The organism is Ktedonobacteraceae bacterium, from assembly GCA_035653615.1.
In the GTDB taxonomy this organism is placed as follows: domain Bacteria; phylum Chloroflexota; class Ktedonobacteria; order Ktedonobacterales; family Ktedonobacteraceae; genus DASRBN01.
In genome coordinates this window covers 26178-51362 of record DASRBN010000030.1, presented here as the reverse complement: position 1 = coordinate 51362, position 25185 = coordinate 26178, and the positions used below count along the sequence as shown (strand labels likewise).

Annotated in this window: 19 protein-coding genes; 11 read left to right on the top strand and 8 right to left on the bottom strand. The window is 52.2% G+C overall.

Annotation, left to right across the window (positions count from 1 at the left end; genetic code table 11):
- Positions 1-97 precede the first annotated feature (97 nt).
- Positions 98-1426, bottom strand: a complete 1329-nt coding sequence (locus VFA09_15240) for a branched-chain amino acid ABC transporter substrate-binding protein (GenBank protein HZU68630.1) — start codon at positions 1424-1426, stop codon at positions 98-100.
- Between the two features lie 341 nt (positions 1427-1767).
- Positions 1768-2373, bottom strand: coding sequence for a dephospho-CoA kinase (coaE, locus tag VFA09_15235; GenBank protein HZU68629.1), 606 nt, complete (start codon positions 2371-2373; stop codon positions 1768-1770).
- A gap of 137 nt (positions 2374-2510) precedes the next feature.
- Between coaE and VFA09_15230 the strand changes: the two genes are divergently transcribed.
- Positions 2511-4292: a tetratricopeptide repeat protein gene (locus VFA09_15230; GenBank protein HZU68628.1), complete on the top strand. Its 1782-nt coding sequence runs from the start codon at positions 2511-2513 to the stop codon at positions 4290-4292.
- Between the two features lie 12 nt (positions 4293-4304).
- On the opposite strand, the gene VFA09_15225 is transcribed toward VFA09_15230, so the two are convergent.
- On the bottom strand, positions 4305-6257 hold the full coding sequence (locus VFA09_15225; protein ID HZU68627.1) for an ABC-F family ATP-binding cassette domain-containing protein: 1953 nt from the start codon (positions 6255-6257) through the stop codon (positions 4305-4307).
- Between the two features lie 230 nt (positions 6258-6487).
- Here VFA09_15225 and VFA09_15220 point away from each other — a divergent pair, with 230 nt between their 5' ends.
- On the top strand, positions 6488-7849 hold the full coding sequence (locus VFA09_15220; protein HZU68626.1) for a glutamine synthetase family protein: 1362 nt from the start codon (positions 6488-6490) through the stop codon (positions 7847-7849).
- Between the two features lie 250 nt (positions 7850-8099).
- Here VFA09_15220 and VFA09_15215 read toward each other — a convergent pair whose 3' ends face one another.
- A complete protein-coding gene (locus VFA09_15215; protein HZU68625.1) occupies positions 8100-8546 on the bottom strand; it encodes a hypothetical protein in 447 nt (148 codons plus the stop codon).
- Between the two features lie 291 nt (positions 8547-8837).
- Here VFA09_15215 and VFA09_15210 point away from each other — a divergent pair, with 291 nt between their 5' ends.
- Genes VFA09_15210 through VFA09_15200 form a run of 3 tightly spaced genes read left to right on the top strand, consistent with a single transcriptional unit; the run spans position 8838 to position 12221 of the window.
- Complete coding sequence (locus VFA09_15210) at positions 8838-10526, top strand: ATP-binding protein (protein HZU68624.1); 1689 nt, start codon at positions 8838-8840, stop codon at positions 10524-10526.
- A 40-nt stretch (positions 10527-10566) separates the two neighbouring features.
- On the top strand, positions 10567-11697 hold the full coding sequence (locus VFA09_15205) for an amidohydrolase family protein (GenBank protein HZU68623.1): 1131 nt from the start codon (positions 10567-10569) through the stop codon (positions 11695-11697).
- A gap of 44 nt (positions 11698-11741) precedes the next feature.
- Positions 11742-12221 carry an NUDIX domain-containing protein gene (locus VFA09_15200; GenBank protein HZU68622.1) on the top strand — a complete coding sequence of 160 codons (480 nt, stop codon included), beginning with the start codon at positions 11742-11744 and terminating at the stop codon, positions 12219-12221.
- A 4-nt stretch (positions 12222-12225) separates the two neighbouring features.
- Here VFA09_15200 and VFA09_15195 read toward each other — a convergent pair whose 3' ends face one another.
- The 3 genes from VFA09_15195 to VFA09_15185 are packed head-to-tail and all read right to left on the bottom strand — an operon-like array spanning position 12226 to position 14438.
- Positions 12226-12888 (bottom strand): phospholipase, encoded by a 663-nt coding sequence (locus VFA09_15195; GenBank protein ID HZU68621.1) that lies wholly within the window; start codon positions 12886-12888, stop codon positions 12226-12228.
- A 44-nt stretch (positions 12889-12932) separates the two neighbouring features.
- On the bottom strand, positions 12933-13511 hold the full coding sequence (locus VFA09_15190; protein HZU68620.1) for a class I SAM-dependent methyltransferase: 579 nt from the start codon (positions 13509-13511) through the stop codon (positions 12933-12935).
- A 45-nt stretch (positions 13512-13556) separates the two neighbouring features.
- On the bottom strand, positions 13557-14438 hold the full coding sequence (locus VFA09_15185) for a thiamine pyrophosphate-dependent dehydrogenase E1 component subunit alpha (protein ID HZU68619.1): 882 nt from the start codon (positions 14436-14438) through the stop codon (positions 13557-13559).
- A gap of 289 nt (positions 14439-14727) precedes the next feature.
- Between VFA09_15185 and VFA09_15180 the strand changes: the two genes are divergently transcribed.
- Positions 14728-16824, top strand: a complete 2097-nt coding sequence (locus VFA09_15180; protein ID HZU68618.1) for a thiamine pyrophosphate-dependent enzyme — start codon at positions 14728-14730, stop codon at positions 16822-16824.
- Between the two features lie 168 nt (positions 16825-16992).
- Complete coding sequence (locus VFA09_15175) at positions 16993-18246, top strand: hypothetical protein (protein HZU68617.1); 1254 nt, start codon at positions 16993-16995, stop codon at positions 18244-18246.
- Positions 18247-18316: 70 nt separating this feature from the next.
- Here the strand turns inward: VFA09_15175 and VFA09_15170 are convergent, their stop codons facing one another.
- The gene (locus VFA09_15170) at positions 18317-19696 is read right to left on the bottom strand and encodes a glycosyltransferase family 39 protein (GenBank protein HZU68616.1); all 1380 of its coding nucleotides are present in this window, start codon (positions 19694-19696) and stop codon (positions 18317-18319) included.
- A 243-nt stretch (positions 19697-19939) separates the two neighbouring features.
- Here VFA09_15170 and VFA09_15165 point away from each other — a divergent pair, with 243 nt between their 5' ends.
- The 4 genes from VFA09_15165 to VFA09_15150 all read left to right on the top strand — a co-directional run bounded on the left by VFA09_15165 (position 19940) and on the right by VFA09_15150 (position 25181).
- The gene (locus tag VFA09_15165) at positions 19940-21637 is read left to right on the top strand and encodes a hypothetical protein (GenBank protein HZU68615.1); all 1698 of its coding nucleotides are present in this window, start codon (positions 19940-19942) and stop codon (positions 21635-21637) included.
- A 105-nt stretch (positions 21638-21742) separates the two neighbouring features.
- Complete coding sequence (locus VFA09_15160) at positions 21743-22495, top strand: DedA family protein (protein HZU68614.1); 753 nt, start codon at positions 21743-21745, stop codon at positions 22493-22495.
- A 59-nt stretch (positions 22496-22554) separates the two neighbouring features.
- Entirely contained in the window at positions 22555-24222 is a 1668-nt protein-coding gene (locus VFA09_15155) for an FHA domain-containing protein (GenBank protein HZU68613.1), read from the top strand.
- A 95-nt stretch (positions 24223-24317) separates the two neighbouring features.
- Entirely contained in the window at positions 24318-25181 is an 864-nt protein-coding gene (locus VFA09_15150) for a TetR/AcrR family transcriptional regulator (GenBank protein HZU68612.1), read from the top strand.
- The last annotated feature ends 4 nt before the right edge of the window (positions 25182-25185 follow it).

Here is a 25185-nt window from a genome sequence, read left to right as displayed (position 1 = left end):
TGACAACGACCCCCTTTTATGCTTTCCATGCTGGTATCAATGGCCTGAGAGTTTTGCTCACAATCAGGCCACTGCCACTATTTACCTGGAAGACAGCTTACGGCAGCGTCTCCGCGGTCACATACTTCCAACCGGGAGAGCCATTGACATCGGCCAACTGGTAGACCGAAATGGTCTTGTTGGTCGTATCGCCGTTCTGATCAAAGGACTGGTGGCCGGTGACCCCGTTATAGTTGGTCTTGGCCACCTGGTCAATGACCGCCTGCCGGAACGACTGGGCCGCAGCCACATCGCTTGAACTGGTCGGCGGTTTGGCTCCACTGGCAATCGCCGCCTTGATGGCCAGGATCAGGATCTGCGCGCAGTCATAACCACTGGCACTATAGGCGCCCAGCGGCCCATACTTGGCCTGGTACTGCTGGATAAAGCTAGCCGCTGAGGGTACCTTGGTGACATCGACTGCTGCCACCGTGCTGAAGACGGGACCACCGGTCTTGGTGCCAATGGCTGTCGCGAAGGCGCTGTCCTGGATACCATCACCACCGGCAAATGGGGTGTTGGTCAGGCCAGGGGTCGTCGCCATCTGCTTGCGGATCTGTAAGCCACCATTGGCCTCCACACCTGCAAAGTAGATCACATCGGGTTTTAAGGACGCGATCTTGGTCAATTCACCGGTGTAGTCTGTCGTACTCTTGATACTGTCGTGGCCAAGCAGCTTCCCACCGTCGGCCTGCCATTCTTTGATAAATTGGGTGGCCAATCCGACGCCATAGGTCTCGGTATCATCGATCACATAGGCGGTCTTGTAGCCCTGCGTCTTGTACAGGAAATCAGCTCCGACTGCGCCCTGGTGGTTGTCGGTCGTCGCAATACGGAAGTAGGTGACCTTCCCTGTTGGACGTAAGGTAGAGAGCATATCATTGGCGCCAGTGCAGCCGGTATCTGGACTATTCTGCGTCAGGCAGGTGTTGGTGTTGGATGGGCTAATCAGGACGATGGGGGCCTCATTAGCAATCGGCATTTCGGATTGGGCCACGCTACTGTTGAACGGGCCAATGATGCCGGCTACTTCGGCATCGCCGATCAGTTTGGTGACGTTGGCAGCGCCGACTGCCGGGTCATGCACACCGCTGGCACCCACATCATCTTGTGGATCAAAGACCAGGGTATAGCCGGGAATAGTATGGTTGGCATTGGCCTGGTCGACGGCCAGGTGTGCGCCATTCTCGGCTGGTTTGCCATCGGTGGCTTCCGCGCCGCTCACCGGCAGGTCGGTGGCAATTTTGATGATTCCACCGGAGGTGGTGCCTCCACCACTCGTTCCACTTCCTCCCGTGGTTCCCGTGCCGCCACACGCCACGAGAATTGCCAACAACAAGGGGATTCCCAGTGTTAAGGCAAAAATACGTGACCAACTTCTCTTCATGATCGTAGTCAGCCTCCTTCAACAATACGAAATATGGACTCATAAGTCTTTAGAAAGGGTCAATTCTCGGAACTGATAATCCCTTCCTACGATTAAGTACGTCAGCTTTTTAACAAATCTCACCAGGATGAGCTAATACTGATCAGATCATCCCTGACAGCTTTGCTTTCAAGATGACGGCTCATGAGCCCACTAGAATGCCGGTTTCTCCCAATGGAACAAGATAAAAGAAACGGGGTAATAGCTGGACAGATTATACGTATCCAGGCATAGGATGTCAATAGTTTCTGCTCAACTTCCGCAAATTACGAGTCAATCTCATTCGTTACATGCTTTACATGCTACGCCGGGAAACGATTAAGGAAGCGTTCAAACGCAGCAGTCACCTGCCGTCGCGTTTCCTCTAATGAGCCACTGTTATCAATCACTTCATCGACCAGGAGAAGCCGGGCGGAAACGGAAGGCTGCGCTCGAATACGCGACCGGGCATCCTCCTCACTCAGCCCATTGCGGGCCATCAAGCGGGCCAGTTCTTGTTCCTCCGAGCAGGTAATCAACCATTTGCTCTGGCATAAGGCACCTGATCCTCCCTCCAATAGCTTCACCGCATCGATGACCGCGATGCCGGATGGGCTAATAGTGGCTAATTCTTTCAGCAATGCCTGCCCCACCGCCGGGTGAACTATCCCTTCCAGGCGGCGCATGGCTCCGGCATCTTGAAATACGATCGTTCCCAAGGCTTTGCGATCAATGCTTCCGTCAGCAGCAACAACCTGGGGACCGAACGCCTCGGCAACCTTTATCGCTACCGGCTGGCCTTTCAGGTAGAGCCTATGGACAAGCGCGTCAGCGTCGATATAGCGCTCGGCTCCCAATTCCAGCAGCATTTGCCCAACAGCAGTCTTGCCACAGGCAATATTGCCGGTTATCCCAATAATTCGCGGCATGCTTCAATCGTTCCTTTTGATACTCCCCGAATACCACAAAAGTACTTGTTTTTACGTTTTGAGTTCCATATTCTCTGCCATGTATCGTACAATACCCAAAGGACACTTGCAATGCTTAGGCTCTAAGGAGAACAGAGTTGGCCAGACGCCTGGGGCTCATTATCGGAATCAATCAGTATCAAGATACTGCATTTCGACCGTTGCAGTTTGCCGAAACCGACGCTAAAGCGCTGGCTCAATGGCTGGTGAATGTTCGAGGTGGCAAATGGCTCCCTTCGGACGTACAGTTGGTACTCGGCTCACAGGCTACACGAGAATTAACCGAATCACTGCTCACACAGGTCTGCCTCAATGAGGCCATGCCTGGCGACCTCATTCTGATCTACTTCGCCGGTCACGCGTTCGTCGATCAATCGAGTAAAGAGGGTTATCTTGCCTTAGCAAATACTCGTTACCAGCAGCCAGATACCGGCCTGCATCTCTACTCTCTGGTTAGAAATATCATTGCCGCCAGCCGAGCCGCTCAAATATTATTGGTACTCGATTGTTTCCAGTCCGGCCCTGCCTGGAATTCCCTGCGTGCTTCTCCTTTTGATTTCAAGCCATTGCTTGGCCAGTCACTATTGAATGGACTGCAACAAATACAGGGTCGATTGCTGTATTGTTCTTGTCGCGGAAACGAATCTGTGCCAGAGGTGGGTGGGAAAAATCTAGGCGTCCTGATGCACAGCGCCATAGTTGGCCTCAGTGGTCCGGCTGTCGATCCTGCTACCGGCCAGGTCACACTGCAAAGACTGCATGCATTCCTGTCGAGTTCTCTCAACCCGCAATACTCGCCACAGGTATTCGGTCAGGAACAGCGTCCTATCGTGCTGGTAGGTGATCTCCCTACACTTACCGGTAGTAAGCAAAATGGCTATGAGTCTGCCGCTGTCCCTCCTGCCAGCCCCGCCGGAACAACTCCTTTTCAGGCAAGCACCAGCTCGCCATGGCAACAATCTCCCCAGAACACGGCATCAACCGCTACCGCAACCAGGCAAATGTCGCCCACAACCTCCGGGCAACTGGCACTTTCAGTCCTGGAGAGAAATCGCCAGCAGCAATGTATGATGCTCCTGAACCAGGCTCGCCAGCTTGTGCAGATGCAGAATCTCACCGAAGCGCTCACCATCGTCAACCAGGTTCTGCAAATTTCACCAACGCTTAGTGATGCGCTTATTCTCAAAGGGCAGATTTTAGGCACTGCCGGCCAGTTCCAGGATGCTCTTGCCGCTATCAAACAATCGTTACAATCAGAACCTAACAACGCCCTGGGTTGGAGCATGCAGGCGGCCCTGCTAGCTAACCTGGGAGAATTTCAAGAGGCCTTAACTTCGGTTGAGCGCTCGCTTGCCATTGACCCCAACAACCCGGAGACATGGGCTGTCAAGGAAACTATCTTGACAAGACAGCAACTCGTCGAGCAGAGCCAGAAGTTGCAGGCAGCTTACGCTCGTCCACGTGACAATGCGGCATCTTTCTTGCTTAGTGCTTTCCTGCAAATTTTCGCCCTCATCGTTGGCTCAATCGGTATATCGCTGCTCCTGATAGCGCCACAACTGGCCATCATCATTGCTTTCGTGCTGGGAAGTTTAGGCTTGTCCGTTTTGTGTGTAAATGCTGCGCGCGGAGCTTATCTCTATGGATTTTCACGCCTGCTGATTACGCTCATTACCAGTTTGATGGCAGCCGGCATCATTGGGGCACTCTATAAATTTGGCTATAACTGGATAGTTAATAGAGTTACAGCCAATCCTCCACTGATCGTATCTGTGATCTTTCTCGGGACGTGGCTACTGGTGGCAGCGATAGTGCCTTTCCTGGCAGGCATCGGCGGACTTATTGCCGGACTTTTCACCGGCGTGCGGCGGAAAAAGTAAAGCAATGCTTCTTTACATCTCAGCCAGCTGCTCCCATTCAGCCAGCAGCTTCTCAACATCTGCTTTCACCCGCTCATAATCGGCGGCCAGCTTCGTCAGTTGGGCCGCATCTGCCTGGAGTGCGGCAGCAGAAAGTTCGTCTTCTACTGCTTTCACACGTGCCTCAGCTTTTTCGATATCTCGTTCCACATCCTCGACTGTACGCACCTTGACCTTCGGACCTTTTCTGGTTGCGGATTTAGGCGCGGGAGCAGAGGATGGCAGGGGTTTAGCAACTGCCCCCGGAGTCCTTCCATTATCCTGAGCAGGAGCAGGAATATCGAGCACCAGCGGTCGCTTGCGTGTGCGATATTCCGTGTAGTTACCCAGGTAGGGTATCAATACGCCGTCCTCAATCACCCAGACTTTGGTTGCCAGGCTATCGATAAAGTAGCGATCATGCGAGACAAAGAGCAGCGTCCCCTCAAATTCGCCCAGAATCTCTTCAAGAAACTGGCGCGATTGCAGGTCAAGATGGTTCGTTGGCTCGTCTAATACGAGAAAATTAGAACCCTGTAGCGTCAACTTGGCCAGCGCCACGCGACTGCGCTCGCCACCGCTCAGCGTGCTGATTGGCTTGAACACGTCATCTCCGCTGAAGAGAAAACGTCCCAGGAAGCTGCGCGCGCCATCTTCGCTCAATACGCTCACCTGCCGGATTTCGTCGACAATGGTGCGATTGGGATTTAACCCGGCATGGGTCTGCGAATAATAGCCGATGCGCACATTATGACCAATGTTGACCTGCCCGCCGACCGGAGGAAGCTCTCCAATGATCGTGCGCAAAAGAGTTGTTTTGCCCGCGCCATTCGGCCCAAGCAGCCCGACGCGATCTCCACGTAAAAGTTCCAGGTCGGCGACACGCACCAGCATCCTCGGCTGCTGTCCATTCTCCGTATTCGCGGCAGTATATCCCACCGCGAGTTTCTGGGTAGAAAGCACCACCTGGCCGCTATCCACAACGGGAGTGAACTCGAAATGCATCTCTGGAAAATCCTGTGGCCGCTCGACACGTTCCAGGCGGTCAAGCAGTTTCTGACGCCCGCGCGCTTCACGGCTGCGCTGGCCCGCTTTGTAACGGCGAATAAACTCCTCCGTGTGAGCGATATGTGCCTGCTGCGCCTCGTATTCGCGCATCCGGCGCTCCATGCGCTCCTCTCGCAGGTGTAGATATTTTGTATAATTGCCGGGATACTCTTCGATGCGACCAAAAGCCATCTCGATGGTGCGCGAGACGACTTTGTCCAGGAAGTAGCGATCATGCGCGACGATAACCATAGCGCCTTTCCAGCCGCTCAGGTAGGTCTCTAACCATTCGAGGGCCGCCAGATCAAGATGGTTCGTTGGCTCGTCCAGTAGCAACAGATCAGGCTCTTGCAAGAGTAGTTTGCCGAGAGCCGCCCGCGTTTGCTGCCCACCGCTGAGCTGTTCCACCGGGGCTGCCTGTTGCTCCCGCGAAAATCCGAGTCCATCAAGCACCTGGTCGATACGATTTTCATAGGTATAGCCACCCGCGTGTTCAAAGTGCATCTGCAATTCTGCATAGCGTTGCAAAAGCTGATCATGCGTTGTTGTATCAACCTCCTGGTCAGATGTGCTACTGAGGGCAACAGCCAGCTCATTCAGTTCCCGTTCCCAGGCTCGCACCTCCGCAAAGACGGTAAGCATCTCTTCCCGCAGCGTATTCCGAGGATGAAAATCCGTGAGTTGTCTCAGATACCCAAGGCGAGTATTACGAGCGATAGATATTGTGCCCTCGTCAGGCTCTTCATAACCGGCCAGAAGATTGAGGAGCGTTGTTTTACCGGCGCCATTGGGGCCTACAAGTCCAATACGATCATGCTCATCAATTTGAAAGCTGACGTCAGAAAAGATGAGTTCAGACCCAAACGATTTCCCTACCTGTGTTACATTGACAATTGGCATAGCAATTCACCCGGTGACCATTAAAAATTGAGGATATCAATTGCAAGGAACAGGGTATCATAACATGCCAGCGGACGCAAGTTCGATACGATACACATGCCTCACGATGCCTATGCTTCCTCTTCTTGTATTCTCTCAACTGCTTTGATATACTACTGCCAGCAGATCAATACCGGTTCTATGGCTCTTTTCCTTTTGCATTATAACGTAGATTAGGAGAAAGCAGACCCATGAATGCTCAAGATGTGGTGCGACAGGCACGCGAGGCAGACCTCCGGCTGGTGCGATTTTTGTATTGTGATAATGGCGGCATTATCCGTGGCAAAGCTACACACGCCAGCAAACTTTCCACACGTATTACCGAAGGCATCGGCCAGACGCTTGCGATGCAGGCTTTTACCGGCGTCGAATCGCTTGCCCCTGTTGAGGGTATGGGACCGATTGGCGAGTTTCGCCTGATCCCCGACCCCAATACGTTCGTCATACTACCCTACGTGCCCGGTACCGGCAGCATGATGTGCGACATGATCCGGACAGATGGTAAACCATGGGAGGCATGCCCGCGCACTTTTCTGAAACGCATGGTGGCGCGGCTGGCCGATCAAGGCATGTACGCTGAGGCCGCCGTCGAACACGAGTTTTACCTTGCGCGTGAAGAGAACGGGAAATACGTTCCTGCCGACCACAGTCTTTGCTATAGCAGCATCGGCCTGGACGAACAGGCAGAGGTAATAGATGCTCTTCTAGAGGCACTGGAAAAGCAAGGCCTCTCCATCGAACTGTTCCATACAGAACTCGGTCCCGCGCAGCAGGAACTCTCTATTCATCATGCCGATGTCCTGCGCGCCGCGGATAATGTCTGCCTTGTGCGTGAGACGGCTCATGGCATCGCCCGTTCCTTCGATTTGCTCGCCACGTTCGCCCCCAAGCCATTCCTTGACCAGGCCGGCAGCGGAGCGCATATCCACCTGAGCATCTGGGGAACCGGGGATGAGGAGCATCAACGCAAAAACCTGTTCTACGATCCGAACGCACGCGGCTCGCTGAGTGATTTCGGTAAATACTTCATTGGGGGCGTTTTACGGCATATTCGCGGCCTGGTTGCCATCACCTGTGCCAGTCCGAACTCCTATCGGCGTCTCCTGCCGCATTTCTGGAGTTCCGCCTATGGCGCCTACGGCTTCGATAACCGCGAAGGAGCTATTCGTGTGCCATCGGTCTTCTGGGGGCGTGAAGCCGATTCGATTAACCTGGAACTGAAGCCGTCTGATCACAGCGGCAATCCCTATCTTGCCATGGGCGCGCTCATTGCCGCCGGTATGGATGGAGTGCAGAACCAGATCGACCCCGGCGATCCACAGGAGATAGATCCCGGAAACTATAGCGATGCGGAACGCGAGGAACGCGGCATCCGTCGTCTCCCCACCACGCTCGACGAGGCCCTGGACGAGCTAGAACGCGATACGGTTTTGACGGATGCGCTCGGCCCGTTGCTAGCAAACTCCTACATTGCCGTCAAGCGCAATGAAGCCGCGTTTTTCAAAGATAAAACACCCGAGGAAGAGGCTATCCAGCACTTTTACAAGTATTGATACTCATACCTTGCTTTAATGTTGTTTAACAAAATAATCAGGTATTGACGCGGAGGCCGATCAATCGGCCCTACAGCCATTACCAAAGAAATCAGGCACAGTAGAGCGGAGGCCGATCAATCGGCGGTGGGCACGATCAATCGGCCCCTACGGCCATTGCCAAAGAAATCAGGCACAGTAGACAGGAAAGGACACTCCCCCTTTGTGGGAAAAGTGTCCTTTCTTTCCTGAACCCGTCTGGGAATTGAAACTAGTGATCAGTAGTACCCCTCTCAGGATTGACATATTCGGGATATGCTGTCGGAGCCGGGGCAGATGTTGCAGTACCGGTACCTGTGGTGCTTGACTGCACGCTTTGCTTTGTAGATTGTGCCGCCTGCTTCGTTGTCTGCGCGACATCCTGGCCCGTCTGCTTCACATCCCTGGTTGCCTTTTGAGCAAGTTCGCCAAGACCCGAACCCGTGTCTTTCATCTTCGCGGCTGCCTGTTGGGCATAGCTCTTCAAATTGCTACTTGTTTGTGAGACGCTGCTAGAAACTTGCTGCACATACTGGTTGAGCTGTTCGTTTTCAGGCAGATAACCCCGTAGCTCTTCAAAGCGCTGGCTCAAGAGATTGCGCATCTCCTCACCTCTCATTGGAGCTACCAGCAGGCCAACGCCAACGCCAACCAGCAAACCTTTAAAGAAACTGTTCATCTTCGACATCCTTTCCTATAGGACCTGCGTGGCCCTATACCACACGCTTAAGTAAGAATAGTACTCATATGTACTGGATCTTCCAGGAAAACGAGTTTGAAATCCATCCATTACAGATACGTGCATAGTAATCAATCGGTTTCAGATGCGCTACAAAGCGTTACGAGCGTCTTACCCTCACCGCGAAGTATCATTAGAATCTGCCAGTTACAAATTATTGGACTTCCGTTCTTTTAACCAATAGCATATAATCAATCTATATTTTTTAGCTTACTGGTCAGGAGTAATTGAATGGTTGAAATTCACCAGCACGACCTTAGCCCCTTGCTGAATTCATTTCACGAAGGAATTTGCTATCTCGATGCAAATGGTGCATTGATCTACCATAACGCAGTGGCAGAAAGGCATTGGAACCTGAAGCATGCGTCCAGCAACAGGCTCGCAAAGCAACCTGCTGTCGCACGAGCGCTCGCAGGTACACAGGTGCAGCATGAAATTGTGCATATCAGTGAAAAAGAGTTCCTGCTTATCAATTCCGTCCCTCTACATTCAGCAAGCAACGCTATCAAGGGTGTCGTTATCACCTCGCATGATATCAGCGAACACCTGCTTGAAGAACACCAGGCGCTGACCGCATTAAATGTGCTGCTAGAGGTCATGCTCGACACACATGGTGAGCATGAAAACAACGAAATCGACGAGGTTCTGCGTCGCATTGCTGCCCTCATTCCGCAGATGGAATCGGTAGATAATAGCATCGCCTTTCGCCTTGATGATAAAACAGGAAGAATTGTGCCTATTGGACTGTTTGGCTCAAGCCAGCAAAGCAAGGAAGAGTGGCAAAAGGAGCTTGAGGATTTGACCATCCATTTACAACAGGCCTTAAACAAGTCCTCATCGCCCTATTTACAAACGCTCAGGCTTGCGCGCCCCCTCATGTTCGATTTCGCCTCTTCCCCAGGTCTGAGCAATCCACGCCAGCTGCGTGCCGCGATCTATGCCCCGGTTATGTTCAACGGGCATCCCATAGCTGTATTAGGGGTCGAAAGACACCGCCCACTCGGTCAGGACCCTTCCTATTTCCCCCAGTGGAGTGTTGAATTGCTCACCGCCCTGGCGAGATTTGCCAGCATGACAATCGAAAAAAATCACCTGCTGATAGCATTAAATCGCCGGTACAGCGAACTGGAAACTGCTCGTGCGCTGCTTAACCAGCGAGATGAGTTCATTTCGCTAACCGCACACGAACTCAAAAACCCGCTTACAGCTATTCGCGGCCAGGCCCAGGTCTTGCGGCGTTACTTCAGAAGAATGCTGCATCCAGAAATTATCAATACCGAAGCCACCAACGATCTGATTCGAGGGCTGGACAGCATCGAACATCAATCGCGCAGAATCGAACACATGATTAATACCCTGCTGGATGTCAGCCGCCTCGATCTGGATCGCCTGGAAAGTGAGTTACAGCAGATTGACCTGATCCAGCTGGCACGCCGCGCGCTGGCCGAACAACTGCCTTACGCCGCACGCAACCATGAACTTCGCCTGCTTGTTAATGGAAATGCTGTGCCCATCGTTCCAACTGCCCCAGAGAGCGATCACATAGCACACTCTCTGAAAATAGAGGCTGACGAACAACAACTGGAACAGATACTGGCAAATCTGCTCAGCAACGCTATCAAATATAGCCCTGAAGATGGCCCGATTACCGTATCAATCCGGCAGGTTGAGAATGAATATATCGAGATTGACGTTGAAGATGAGGGGATTGGCATACCACCGGAGGCGCTGGCGCACCTGACCGAGCGCTTTTTCCGTGCCGAAAATGCCATGAGCGTTGACTCAAAAGGCTTAGGTCTTGGCCTTTATCTTGTCAACGCGCTGGTTGCCAAACATGGAGGCACATTAACGATAAAAAGCGAAGGCATTCCTGGGAATGGCAGCACTTTTACCGTCAGATTGCCGATCCAGCAGCAATGACTTTCTGAATGCTCCCAGGACTGGAGGAGGGAGATATGCTATGCTTGACCTGACCAGCATCCCGGTGGTAGATAACCACTGCCATCCCGTCCTGTTAAACCAGCAGCTAGATGCACAGAGCTTCCGCGGCTATTTTACCGAGGCGAGCGATGCCAGCTTTTCAGAAACGCACATCCCGAACACCGTCTACTACCTCTGGCTTCTTCGACAACTAGCAACTTTTTACGGCTGCCAGAACAGTGAGATAGACATTCTGGCTATAAGAAATGCGCTGAATGGAGATGCCCTTATCGAGCGCTTCCTGCGTGCCGCCAACATCGACACATTAATTCTCGACCCTGCTTTCCCGCTCCCGCAGATATGTTATACGCCGGAGCGTATGGGACAGCTGGGTCATTGCCGTGTCGCCAGCATGCTACGCCTGGAAACGCTTATGCAGCGATTGATCGTGCAATACCATGATTTCGATGAAGTAGTTGAACGCTACACGCTGGCCTTGAGCAACGCACGCGCACAGGGCTACTGCGCATTCAAAAGTATTGTCGCCTATCGTAGCGGATTGCACATCGAAGATTGGAGCAAAGACCAGGCGATTTCCTCTTTTCGAGAAGCAGTTTCCAGTATCAGGGATGGGCAATTACGCATTGTTCACAAGCCTCTGATCGATTATCTTTTGCACATTGCTTTCAAGGAAGCCGCTGAGCAAGAACTTCCGCTGCAGTTTCATACCGGTTATGGCGATAGTGATACCGACATGTTGCTGGGCAATCCACTGCACCTGCGCAATGTGCTGGAACGCAAAGAATACCAAACGATGAAGGTTGTGCTTTTGCATGAGAGCTACCCTTATTCACAGCTTGGAGCTTACCTGGCAGCTATTTATCCACATGTCTATTTTGACCTGTCTTATATGATTCCTTTTGTAGACAGGTTAGAGATGCTGGCGTTTACCCGCCAGGCGTTGGCAGTAGCACCGGCAAGCAAACTCATGTACAGTTCGGATGGTATACATGTGCCTGAAATGCACTGGGCCGCGGCCATCCGGGGACGTAGCATCATCGGACAGGTTCTTCAGGAAATGATCGAGGCGGACGAAATTGATGAAGAGCAGGCATACGACCTTGCGCTTCAAATTTTACACGATACGGCCTATACCGTCTACAAACTATGAGATATATTTAAAGTGAAGTAGAACAAATCCAGGGAGGGACAACATTGGCCAGGTCGATAGATACATTAGATGCAGCGACCAGTCCGCGACAATTTCGTATCGGCGTCTTTGCTTTGATCTTCAATGAGCAGGGGCATATTCTCCTTGGGCACCGGCGCGATACTGACTGGTGGAATCTCCCCGGCGGCGGCATGGAGATAGGAGAGACGGTCGATGAAGCATTGCGTCGCGAAGTACAGGAAGAGACCGGTCTTGAGATCGAGGTTGAAAAACTGGTAGGGGTCTACTCGAAACCCCAAAAGCAAGAGGTGGTGCTGGCGTTCCGCTGCCACATCACCGGCGGGACATTGCAAGCAACTGAAGAAACGAGCGAGAGCAGGTATTTTCCGCCCGATGCTCTGCCGGAAAATACGCTACCCAAACACCGCCAGCGTATTGAAGACGCTCTACTCAACCAATGCGAAGCGATTATTCGCGCGCAGCTCACCAGTACAGAGGAAGATCAGGGACTTACGACGAGTTAGGAATCTATTGTTCAACCAGTTCCTTCATCATGTCCTGCACAAATCGCAGCTCATCTCTGTTAACCATATGCCCCATGTGAGGATACAGGCGCGTGGTAACCATTCCGCCCATGCGCTTCAATACCTCGTCAGTCAGCAGCACCCGCTCCTTTGGGATGTGGGGATCTCTATCGCTACAGCCGAGAAACACCGGCGTTCCTGCCAATGAACCTGGATAATCTCGTGGTGCGCCATCTGGCCCAATTAATCCACCGCTCAAGCCGGCTATTCCACCATAACGACGAGCATTGCGCGCGGCAAATTCTAAAGAAAGGCACGCGCCCTGTGAGAAGCCTAGAAGTAGGGTACGTTCCGCGGGAATCCCGGCTGCCGCAAGTTGCTCCAGGAGAGATGCAATTACTGCCAGCGCTGATGATAGGGCTGGTTCATTGCTCGCTGTGGGCGCCAGAAAACTATTGGGATACCAGGCATTTCCGGCGGCCTGTGGAGCCAGAAATATAAAGCCGGGTTGTTTCAGGTCAGGAGTTAAGCTGAGAATATCTTCTGCTGAAGCGCCTCGTCCGTGTACCATAATCATAGCTGCCCGCGCCTTTTCCATCGATTCGCCCGCGTGCAGAAGTGGCTGGCCTTGATGTAGCCCGGTGATCTTACCTGCTGACTCGTCCATACTGATTCCCTTTCCGGTAAACTGACCTGAAAACTTCTACTGCTTTACGCTTCCTTGCGCGCAATGATATGGAAGACATGCCAATGTTTCGGCGACCCATTTGCTGTATGCCCGTCCTCTTCAACCTCTTTGAACTCTATGACGCGCATATCCCTGAATAAATCTTCTGCCTGCTCGCGCGTCAGAAAAGTCATACTATTGCCTGGGGTATTCCACTGGTCATGCATACCGAACAACTGGCCCGCAAAGATACCTCCCGGTCGCGAAGAATCCTTCATGCGTGCAAAAACCTCGCCGAATTTGTCCTTTGCGGTGAATGGCAGGGCAAATTGCGCGCTGACCAGGTCATAAGCGCCCGGCTCAAACGTAAAATCCTCAAAGCCTGACTGCACGAGTCGCAAGTTCTGTTGTGGCAATTCTTGCAGAATTGCCATAGAATCTGGGTCTTTATCCACCGCGGTCACGTGAAAGCCCTGTTCCAGTAAGTATATGGTATCACGTCCGGCGCCGCTTCCCAATTCCAGCGCATTTTCCTTACGAGAGACTATAGATACTGCTTTGACAAGCAATGACCACGGTGGTTGGCCTTTGGTAAATTTGTAGAACTCTTTCCAATTTATCATCTTGTCCCATCCATAGCAATACCAAATAGCATATATCTTACTAAATTATCGCATCCCCACAACATCCCTCATCGCATCCTCTAATGCCTGTTCAACCTCTTCAAATGTGCGTTCATACAACTCACTTGCCCACTGCTCATCCCATACGCCCTGCTCCTCCATCAGTTGCCGGCAGCGTAGGAGAGGATCAGCAGGCAGCTGCTCGGATGGCATCTGCTTATGTTGGTCAAGGCCCGAGCGCACAACGTGCATCTCCAGTAAAACGGGGCCGAGGCCACTACGCGCATGCAGCATCGCATTTCTCATTGCATCATATACCTCCACAACATCGACTCCATTAACGTGGCGATGCTCGATGCCCGCGGGAAGTTCCAATTCCTGCAGGCAAGATAAAGCCGGATCGGAACAATCCTGCTCGCAGATGAATACCGCAGGCAGGACATGTTGAGCCGCGAATTTTATGCCTTCGAGGAAATCTGGTTCGGCGGTAGCTCCATCGCCACAATAAGCGACTGTAACTGCCGGCGTCTTACGTAGCTTGCAGGCAAATGCGACGCCCGCGGCATGCAGAATCTGCGTCGCGACCGGCGCAGTACCCGTAATCATGTTGTGCTTTTGATAGCCCCAATGATGCACACATTGCCTTTCAACACGGCCCTCTCCTGATGCTCCCACCGGTCTATCTTGCGCTGAATAGCGACTATGAGCCAGCAAATATGTGCGAAACACCTCATAAGGCGTCATACCGATAGTCAATACAACGCCCAGATCACGATAATAGGGTAGGGTGAAATCCAGTCCCACCTCGATACACAGCGCACTTCCCACCTGAGCCGCTTCATGCCCACGAGCGCTGGCCACAAAATCGATCTGTCCCTGTTTAAATAACCCCCATGCACAATCATCGACAATACGCGAAAAAAGCATACGAGCATACAAGTTTTTTAAAAGGGCTACAGAAGATGCAGAGACTGCCTGTTTCTCCAATGAATTTCCACCCGATCTATTGTCTTTCAAGGACTTTTTCCGCGTGTATTATACGACCCGGCCTCGTTGTGAGGCAATAATGATAGGAAAGAGTCCCGGTGATTCCCACAAAAATAATAACTCTGCCTTTCTCCGATCAATATTGCTTTTTTCTAATCAAGGATTCTATAATGGACTAACAATACAATCCTCAACTAGAGCCAGAGCAGCTTAGATTCATGGAGGCAGCATGACAGTTAACATACAGGCTACGGAAGCAAGTACCACAGCAGAGCCGCTGGATATCCTCGCGCTATACCGGACGATGGTAACAGCCCGCGTGACAAACGATTTATTGAAAACGCGCAAAACGCAGGGCCGTTTCCCATTTTACATCGGGTGCGCCGGACATGAAAGTATGGCCGCCGTTGTCGCGGCCCTGCGCACAACCGATTGGCTCGCCCTCTACTACCGCGACCTGGGAGCATGGCTCCAGCGAACGGGTGATATTTACGGTCCATTGCGTGAAGCGTATTCGCGCACAACCGGCCCTATGGGAGCCGGGCGCAATATGCCATCCCATTATAGCAGCAAACGCCACCGCATTCTCCCTACCTTCAGCGAGGTCGCGGCATTGGGTCCTTTCGCGGGCGGCGTGGCATTCTCGTTACAAAGGCACGAAAGTAAAGATATCGTCATGTTTTGTACCGGCGATGGCGGAGCCGCTACCAATGACTTCAATGTTCTGTTCCGCCAGGCAGCAGTGCATAAACTGCCCGTCTTGATGGTTGTAGAGGATAATGGCTGGGCCATCACTACTCCTTCTCCTGTTCAATGGGCAGGCTCGCTGGTAGAATGGGCTAAGGGGGGAGGCGTCTACGCTGAAGAGGTCGATGGAACGGATACGATGGCTACCTATAATGCCGCCGTAAGTCTCGCCGAACATGTCCGCTCCGGCCAGGGACCTGTTTTGATGCACCTGCGTCTAGGCCTGCTTGATCCACATTCCAGCAGCACCGATATTCGCGCTTACCGTACAAAGGAAGAGATCGAGGCTACTACCGCCACGAAAGACCCGGTGAAAAACTTTGGTCGCTGGCTCGTTGAAAACAATTACCTGCAGGAAGGCGATATCGAGCGTATCCGCAAAGAGGTTCGTGCCGAACTGGAACAGGCCGAAGCCCAGGTGCTGCAGGAGCCGGAGCCATCACCTGATCGGGTCACGCAGCATGTTCTCGCCGTTCCAGAGTGGCAAGAAAACATGCCACGCGGAACGAAAAAGCAGACATCAATGCTGGGAGCTATCAACGACGCGCTGGTAGAGCTGGCACAACGCGATCCTTACTTTTTTGTTTATGGGCAGGACGTAGGCAGTCCGAGAGGCGGCGTTTTTGGTGCGACTGCTTCACTCGTCACACAATTTCCCGGTCGCGCCATCAGTAGTCCCCTCAATGAACAGCTTATCGTTGGCATCGCGGCGGGCGCAGGTATGATCGATGGAAAAGCACGCTGCGCTGAAATTCAATTCGTTGACTATCACCAGTCGGCGGCCCAGACCATCCGCATGGCTGCGCGCACGATGTATCAGAGCAATGGCGATTGGACGGTTCCGTTGATTATCCGTACCAAGTCGGGCAGCGGCGGCGGTGGCCCTATCTCCAGCGGCGGCGCAGGCGGCGGCGCTTTCGGTCATTCCAACGCCGGCGAGCAATGGTTCACATCGATACCAGGCATGATAACCATCTGTCCATCAACGCCTTTTGATGCCAAGGGACTACTCCTTGAAGCGGCCCGCTCGCAATCTCCGGTCACGTTCCTCGAACGCGGTCGTCTCTATCGTTCGGAGCCGCCAAAGGACAGCGCAGGCAACCTTATCGCGGTTATGGCCGAACTGTGGAATGTTCCCGAAGGCTACTACACACTGCCGATAGGTAAGGCCCGGCGCCTGCGCATCGGTGAGGGGCGTTCTAACATTGCCATCATCAGCTGGGGAACGATGGTGCTGGAATCCTGTACCGCGGCGGCCAATATCGTCAATCGCAGTGGGGGGGCAATCGAAGTGGTAGATTTGCGCACGCTCACTCCTTTCGACGAAGAGGCGGTATCCGCAGCCGTGCGTGAAGCGAATCGCGTCATCATCGTGACGGAAGAATACGATTTGACGAGCTTTGCTCGCCACCTGCATTCCTGGATTGTGGAACACTGCTTCTATGACCTGGATGGCACGCCCATCTTCATCTCCGCGCTTCCGGCTCCCGCAGCTCCCTATAACGAGCCGGAAGAGAAGGCATTCTATCCAACCGCTGCCACTATCGAAGCCGGAATCGAGCAGTTATTGCAGGAATAACCACCATCGCCTGGATATAATACCCTCCTACAACCAACGAGAAAGAGGGGGCCAGTACTGTAAAGATTTGGCCCCCTCTTTTTGATCGCTCTCAGGCCCGATTGTATCTATTTGGCTGGGCGATACGTTACATACCTTAGACTTGATCAATTCGATAACCTGGCTCAAGTGAGGAATAAAGCTATATTTACCTCTCAGCGTAATCGCGTTCAGCAACCTGAATATGTTGAGCAACCGGCAGGCGAAGTTACAAAGCAGACTGTCCCTGTTTCGGATATCATCTGGCTGTTCGTAGCAACGCGCCTGTTACTCATCCTGGTTACGTATATCAGCTTTATTCTTTTTCCGGTACCGGCGCATTTCTATCCAAACACACCCGTTGACCTGATCGGATTGTTTACTTCCTGGAATCACTGGGATGCCGCCAATTATACCTATATTGCCGAGTTCGGTTATACCAGAGTTGAGCTGACCGCTTTTTTCCCACTTTTTCCCCTACTTATCAAGGCAGTCGCTTTTTTACTTGGCAATCAAGGTTACATCGCTATTGGCATGATTATCAGCAATCTCGCTTTGCTTGGATCGCTGTTCGTTCTCTACCAGATTGCCGTCGATGTTTCAGGAGAACAGGTTGGGCGACGAACGCTGCTGTATCTTTGCATCTTCCCAACCGCTTTTTTCTTTTTTGCCGCCTATAATGAGTCACTTTTCCTCTTCCTGACCGCCAGTTCCTTCCTCGCTATGCGTCGAAAGAGGTGGTGGCTTGCGGCAGGCCTGGGGTTCTTCGCTGCTTTGACACGCTCAGCCGGTCTATTCCTTATCATCCCTTTTCTCTATGAAATCTGGGTCTCAAATGACAGGCCTGGTCACGCTACCAGGGTCGTTGCCCGCAAATTACTGGACTTCCTTTCCAGGGCCTTGCCGGTTATTCTCATCCCGCTTGGTACGCTGCTCTACTGTCTCTATACGTGGTATGTCTTCGGCAATCCATTTGCGTTTGCATCGGTGCAGATTTATTGGGCGCGGCATCTCTCCTGGCCCTGGATAGGTATATGGCTGGCGTTAGTCGATCTCTTCTGGGCAACTCCATTTGGATCATTCTACGAGGTTCATACCTTAATCGATCTCACTGCTACCATTAGCTTTATCATCCTGGCAGTGATGGGCTGGCGGCGGCTGCGTACCAGCTACAATGTCTGGCTGGTCATTTTATTGTTATTCATGCTCATTAGCCCGGCAACGACACAGCATGACGCCTTACAGTCCAATCAACGCTTCGTCCTGGAAATGTTCCCGGCTTTCATCACGCTGGCGGCCCTTGGCATCAAACATCATCGTCTGCACCAGGCATTGATACTTTTGTTCCCGACCTTGCAGGCAGTATTCGCGATGCTTTTCGTGCTGAATCGTTGGATGGTGTAGCGGCCCCGAAGAGGACAGGCACGATGATGGTGATTCCCCGATTCGATTGGCAAAATTGATCAGAGAGGGTTTATTTGCCCAGGGCCTCGCTTGTCTCTGGCACATCCTCTTCAGCTTTTGGTTCCATCTTTTGAGCGGGCGCTTTCCTGTAACTTGCGATAAGCGCGCGCAGGGTTCCAGGCTCTCCGCTCGTCAACCACCACAGGGCACCGGCCCCCAGCAGGATAAGTATTGGCTCGATAGGCGCTCGAAAGCGTGGGATGCCATAAAAAATAATACACTGGGCAATGGTCATCAAGATCATGAGATAGAGGAACAGGAGTTCACGCCATCTTTGCCAGGTAAGCGCCAGGCCCAGACCGGCCATGATAAAAACAGCAATCGGGAAGGTGTTCATCATATCCTGAACAATTTTTGATGACCGCTGCCAGAAATATTTGTCAACCGGCAAATCGGCTTCGAAGGTCGCAGGTTGCCACATATTAATGAAATGTAATTTCAGCAAGTGAGGCATCAAATTAAGATGGCTCTTGATCCATAGAATGGCCTGAGCCTTGAAATAGTTGTCGCGCGCGACCTCGCACGTCGGCACGCAAAAATCCGGGTATTTGTGCGCGATAGCCGGACTGGACACGAGTGGATTGATCCAGGTTCCCGGCACTCCACCCGGATAGCTTGGCAGGTAGACCGTTTGCGAATTGTATGCTCCGAGCAGTACGGTTCCATCCCCGTTTGCCACAAGCACAAACGCGTGTGAAACGTTATAATTGCGAATCGTCCAGGGAACTACGAAGATAGCGGTTATCAGCGTAATGCCAAGCGCGCTTTTCGCGAGTAATTGCCATGGAAGCACTTTTCTCCAGACCATAATAACTGCCCAGAATAGGAAAAGCGCAAGCACAAGAATACCGTTGGGCCTGGTGAGGGTGAGCATGGCGAGCAGTATTGCGCACCATATCCAGTTTGCTCGTTTCCGATCGCGTTGTAACCGGTAGACAGCATAGCAAAAACCAAAAAAGAGGAAAATATAGATAGACTCGGTATACAGCCAACCGTCATAGATATACAGTTGCGGGTAGATGGCGGCAAATGCCCCTGCCAGCAGGCCTATACGCCAGCCAAACAAATCTCGCGCGAACAGGTAGACCAGCACGCAGGTACCGGAACCAACCAGGCACAAAAAATAGCGCGGCAATTCAGCATGTTGACCGAAGAGCGCAACTATCACCGCGATGATTGCCGGCCAGAAAGGGGCACGGTATACCGTCGGCATATATGGCTGCACGCAGAAACAATGTTCGGTAACAATATGGACACCCAACATGTAATAAGAAAGCGAGTCGTGCTCCGGTACATAATTACGCGCAACTGTGAGATTATAGACCAGGCGTACCGCCAGAGCGAGACAAAAAATGCTGAATGCAGGCAGATATGACCGCAAATGTTTCATTTCAAATTTCATGTTCCATACCGAGCATCTAGTACGTTAGATAATGTGAAAATTCCATCGGGCCTACTCAAAACTAACGAACTACGTTTGTTGAGGTAACGAATTTGTCATCACTCGGTAATAGTACCTAGAGATATCAAAATTGACAAAGTACATGGTCAGAAAACTATAGTTAAAATGCTGTTGGTGCAGAAAGCTGCCTCACTCCTTCTTACTATGCTTTTCATTCAATAGAGGATAAAATTGGTCGAGAGAAACACTGAAGGCCGATCATCAATACTTACTAGCATACTCTGCACGCTAGCTTTTGTAGCCTGTACATTGCTCACCGTTGCACCGCTCAGTCGAATACCAGACCCGGTCATTCGCCTGCAAACGCCTCTGGGAGCCTATCTTGCCAGGGTAGGAGCCTGGTTACCCAATGATGTGGGCCTAACAGCGAATCATGTAGCATCCCAGGCTAACACAAACTACCTGGAATTCTTGCTACTCATCGGGCTTACTTTTGCCATCTATGCATGGTTTGCCTTCTTCATCTTACGCCTGGCCCAGGCTAACAGGCACAGGCAAACGCTCCAGTTCATCTGGGCTGGGACGCTGGTGGCAGGGCTGATCTACGTCTTTACACCAGCAATGCTCTCGCATGATATCCTTGTCTACGCCAGCTACAGCCGCATATTGGGTGTGTATCATGCGAATCCCTATTTCGTGCCATTATCAGCCTACCCCCAGGACCCGCTTTACCCTCTTAACTACTGGGCTCATACGACAGCTGCTTATGGTCCCGTGTGGTTAGGCATATGCGCTTTTTGGGGATTGATAGTTGGCCCGCAACCGGTTGCGTATGTCCTGGCTTTTCGCCTGTTCGCGCTTGCCTGCCATCTGATAAATATCTGGTTGGTCATCACCACACTGCGCACAATGGGGCACTCACCGCGTACCATCACTCTCGGAGCGCTGCTGTACGCCTGGAATCCTCTCGTATTGCTTGAGAGTAGCCTTGGTGGTCATAACGATATCGTCATGGTCACCTTCATACTTGCCGGGATTTTGCTGGCCGTTCGCGCAGATCGCAAGGGATTACTTCCTACGCCGCGAGGCTACCTGCCACCGATAATCGCATTCACGCTGGCCGCCTTAATAAAGTTCACGACCATCCCAATCATCGCTCTCTTTATTATTCTCCTGGCATGTAGAGTGCTGCATCCGGCAGACTCAGATGGTCAACCGGTATGGAGAATAATCTCACGTCGCTGGAAACAAGCGCTCTTAACGGTTCTCCTCGCGAGCATCAGCGCCGCTATCGTAGCGATTTCATTTTATGGCCCATTCTGGATCGGCCATAGTATCCATGCAATTGAGAGCAGTTTCACCTCTCCACCATCAGCTCTCTTTTCCGAAAATTCGATCATGCGAGCCATACAGGCCTGGAATCATGCCAATAGTCTACCGCCAGGTAGCTTTATGGACACGCTTGCCAGCACTCTGGCCGCTCGCAAGACCTGGGACGATATAAGCATTCTCATTTTAGCGATATCCATCCTGGCCGGGGCGATTGCGATGTGGAAAACCCAAACCATGCGCAATTTTATGCTCGCATCAGTCGCTTCCCTGGGCGCCCTGCTCATCGTCACGCCATGGTTCTATTCCTGGTACGTGACCTGGCTAGTCGGTCTGATAGCAGTTTGCCTTCCATTGAAAGGGAGCCGTACCGGCAGATCGCTGCTGGCCTTTGTCCTGATATTTTCGGCTTCGGCTCTCCTGACTTATCTTTTTAAAGATGGCTACCCGCCGTTCGGCGTATGGACCGGCCTGGTATTTTTAACTACTATTGCCCCTCCCATAGTCGCCTTTCTCATTGTATACTTTACCTGGAAGTCTCCTTCACAGGCTTCCCACCTGACAAGCGATAGTGCCTACACGGAAAAAGTCAGGGCTTGATATCATAAAGTTGCCGAGTCGGACCTCGCCGCTTTATAATTGCCTGGGTGAGCTCTCAGCGATTGTTCAACCGGGGCGAAAGGACTCTCGATGCGCCATTTATTCATGTTTCGAAACAAAATGCTTTACTGGTCAGGTGAGCCGATGGGGGCGCTCATCTCACTGGACCTATTGCGTAACGCGCTGAACGCAATGGGCTATCCGGCAGTTGCGCTTTTCATCATGATCGAGAGTTCGGGCATCCCATTCCCCGGTGAAACAATGTTGCTGCTCGCCTCTTTTTACGCGGGAGTAGAGCAGCAATTACAGATACCCATCGTCATTGCTTGCGCCGCACTCGGCGCGATTGTGGGAGACAATATCGGCTATATCATCGGTCGTACCGGAGGCCGCGCCCTGGCAGAACGCTACGGTCGTTATGTCTTCTTGAAGCCGGAACACCTGGACCGGGCCGAAAAGTTCTTTGCCAAACACGGCAATAAAACGGTCTTTTTCGGTCGTTTCGTCTCTATCTTACGTGCATGGGCGGCGTTTCTAGCAGGGGTTAACCATATGCGCTGGCGCAGTTTCCTGCTCTATAATGCCGCCGGCGGTATCGTCTGGGCCATCGTCTATGGCCTGCTCGGCTTTTATGCTGGACGCTACTTCAAGGATAATTTTACACAGGTGGAAACCATTGCTCGCACAATTGGCTGGGCGGGAGCCGGGGCAATCGCACTGGTCGTCATCCTGGCAATTATCATGTATCGCCTGCGCAAACGGCGTATGCGTTCAACCCAATTAGCCGGGGAAATCCAGGATGTCCCGCTGGAAGAGCTCGCGGAAGAAGCTGCCAGCACAGCGAATGATCATCCTTAATTGCCTCTTTTGTGCATGCTAACATTGAGTACAAGAAAGAAAAGTGAGGGGTCTCTGCCATGCCAACATTGCTTGATGGACAGCTATTTGAGCGCTATCGTATCCTACGCCATCTAGGAAGTAGCGCTTCAGGAGAATGCTATGAGGCCGAAGATACCATGCTCCTGCGCAAAGTCTCGCTGAAACTGATACATCCATGGGCCACCCTTGCCGACGCCGCCCGCCGCCAGTTTTTCCGCGAAATGCAGGGGATTAGCGCCCTCAATCATCCCTACCTCGCGGCGGTGCTTGACTATGGGGAGCTTGATAGCAGGCTATACGTCGCTCGCCGCTACGTTACCGGTGGCACTTTATTAGGCAACGAAGGCCGCTTGTGGTTTCGACCCCCGCTTCCTATCGCGGATGCCATCCATTATGTACATCAACTGGCCCAGGCGCTTCAGTACATCCATAATCTGGGATATTTGCACGGCTCCATGACTTTCTCTAACATCCTGCTATTGCGCGGTCCAAACCTTGATAACGAACCGGATTACGCGCCTTTCTTGCTCGCGGATGCCGGCTTGACAAACTTTGTACGTCGCTTTGGCCGGCCCCAGAATCAATTCCTTCCCATCACAACTGCTCCCGAACAATACGGCAAACGTGTCACTCCTGCCAGCGATCAATTCGCCCTCGCCGTATTACTCTACTTCTGGCTCACCGGCCAACCACCGTATTTAGGAACTCCAGAAGAAATTGAGCATTTGAAACTTTCTGAAAGTATTCCGCTGCCGAGCTCCCTCAATCCAAAGGTAACTCTTGAGCAAGACGGCATCCTACTTCGCGCCTTATCTAGCTACCCTGAAGATCGTTATCCCTCGATGCTTGCATTTGCAGAATCTCTGCTGGCAACGCTGGCGCCCACCCCTCAGGCTGAGTCTTCTGAGGAACAAGAGCGAGAAGAGCCGGTCCTGGTAGTGGAAGATCAATTTGCGCAGCAGATACCCCAGCCTACACCAGAGCCTGCCCCGACTCCTCAACCAGAACCAGAACCCGCTCCAACAGTTCCACCAACTCCAGTTCCGAGTCCTGCTCCCGAACCTCGACCAGAACCAGATATTCCACAGCCTATACCGGAACCCAACGTACCTCAACCCTCGCCAGACCCCGTTCCTGCTCCCCAACCGGATATTCCTGGAACGCCCTCTGAGCCGGATACACCGCAGCCGGTGCCTGACCCCATTCCACAACCGGTGCCAGATGTGCCACAACCATTGCCCGAACCCACCATACCTGAAACAACGCCTCAAACGCTGCCACAGGCCGGCTACACTTCTATAAGCGAACTTACGGACTACGCGGAACTATTACCACAAACGGAACAAGAACAGGCGACGGCTACCCCACACCTGATCATCGTCTCGCCATATACTGAACAGGTGGTGGAATATAGAATGAAAAGCGACGAAATAACCCTGGGCCGCGCCGGTTCCAGCGATATCCTGCTGGACCAGGATAACCTCACTTCACGACATCATGCCCTGCTCAAACGTGTGGATAATACTTACATCATCTATGACAGGCGGAGCGCGAATGGTGTGTTTGTGAATGGCCAGAAGATTGATGCTGTGGTGGGATGCGAACTGGCGGATGGCGATCACATCAGCATCGGAAACTACGAGATCATTTTCCGCCTCTCACCGGTTATGAGTATGGCTTTTGAGCAACTGGTGAATAACTCTTGACTTTTTCCTGTAGTCTATACTATCCTTACCAGTGAAACTGTATAATATAGTCTGTTCCACTGTATGATACAAATTTCTGGTAAAGGAAAGTATAGTTGGTTCGGCAGCACTCCGATAAAGGAAAATGCAGCGGGAAAGAGCGCTTGATCAATGCGGCTCAAGTACTGGCGAAAGAACGTCCTTTTGCTAATATCACCATTGATGATATTAGCAAAACCGCGGAACTCTCGCGCCCTGCCTTCTATTACCACTTTGCAGGGGGGAAAGAAGAGCTGCGCGCTGAACTGATACATCGCGGCATACTTGATGAGGGACCGGTTCAAGATACGCAGCAGGCCATTCTCGAGGCGGCCCTGCGCGTTTTCGCGCGCGCCGGTATTTCAGCAGCCACCCTGGAAGACATTGCTGCCGAAGCGGGTGTCACACGCGGCACGCTCTTATGGCACTTTCACAGTAAAGATGAGTTACTCTCAGCCATCATTAAGCGCTATGGGCCTCATTCCGTAGTGCGCCCGGTTGTCGAGTCGATTGAACAACATTTGAGGGATGACGTTCCGCTTGACGATGAAGCTATCGTGCGAAAACTTGTTGCTGCCTTTTACGACGGCTTCACCGAGATGGGAGATTATGCGCGCCTCGCCATTCTACTTGTTCATACCCATCCAGAGGCGGCCCGCCTGCTCGCAGAGAAAATCGTCAAGGGACGCAAAAGCATTATTGAGTACGTGAAAAAACGCCAGGAAGACGGCTCTTTCTGTCAGGATATTGATCCTGCATTTTTCGTACAGGTAATATCCTTAACCTGTGCTATGCGCGTAGTAGGACAGGGACTCAGCGATCTTCTCCCCCTGGCACACCTCTCACGCGAAGAAATTATCGATCAATTTGTCTCTTTACTTCTATACGGCATCGTCCGCCGCGATCAACCGCCTAAAGACGAAGCCTGGAAAGGAGTTTAACCGC

Bases quoted from the DNA above. Each gene is read 5' to 3' on its own strand.
- VFA09_15240 (HZU68630.1), bottom strand. From the start codon at position 1,426: ATGAAGAGAAGTTGGTCACGTATTTTTGCCTTAACACTGGGAATCCCC.
- coaE (HZU68629.1), bottom strand. From the start codon at position 2,373: ATGCCGCGAATTATTGGGATAACCGGCAATATTGCCTGTGGCAAGACT.
- VFA09_15225 (HZU68627.1), bottom strand. From the start codon at position 6,257: ATGCCAATTGTCAATGTAACACAGGTAGGGAAATCGTTTGGGTCTGAA.
- VFA09_15220 (HZU68626.1), top strand. From the start codon at position 6,488: ATGAATGCTCAAGATGTGGTGCGACAGGCACGCGAGGCAGACCTCCGG.
- VFA09_15215 (HZU68625.1), bottom strand. From the start codon at position 8,546: ATGAACAGTTTCTTTAAAGGTTTGCTGGTTGGCGTTGGCGTTGGCCTG.
- VFA09_15210 (HZU68624.1), top strand. From the start codon at position 8,838: ATGGTTGAAATTCACCAGCACGACCTTAGCCCCTTGCTGAATTCATTT.
- VFA09_15205 (HZU68623.1), top strand. From the start codon at position 10,567: ATGCTTGACCTGACCAGCATCCCGGTGGTAGATAACCACTGCCATCCC.
- VFA09_15195 (HZU68621.1), bottom strand. From the start codon at position 12,888: ATGGACGAGTCAGCAGGTAAGATCACCGGGCTACATCAAGGCCAGCCA.
- VFA09_15190 (HZU68620.1), bottom strand. From the start codon at position 13,511: ATGATAAATTGGAAAGAGTTCTACAAATTTACCAAAGGCCAACCACCG.
- VFA09_15185 (HZU68619.1), bottom strand. From the start codon at position 14,438: ATGCTTTTTTCGCGTATTGTCGATGATTGTGCATGGGGGTTATTTAAA.
- VFA09_15180 (HZU68618.1), top strand. From the start codon at position 14,728: ATGACAGTTAACATACAGGCTACGGAAGCAAGTACCACAGCAGAGCCG.
- VFA09_15170 (HZU68616.1), bottom strand. From the start codon at position 19,696: ATGAAACATTTGCGGTCATATCTGCCTGCATTCAGCATTTTTTGTCTC.
- VFA09_15160 (HZU68614.1), top strand. From the start codon at position 21,743: ATGTTTCGAAACAAAATGCTTTACTGGTCAGGTGAGCCGATGGGGGCG.
- VFA09_15155 (HZU68613.1), top strand. From the start codon at position 22,555: ATGCCAACATTGCTTGATGGACAGCTATTTGAGCGCTATCGTATCCTA.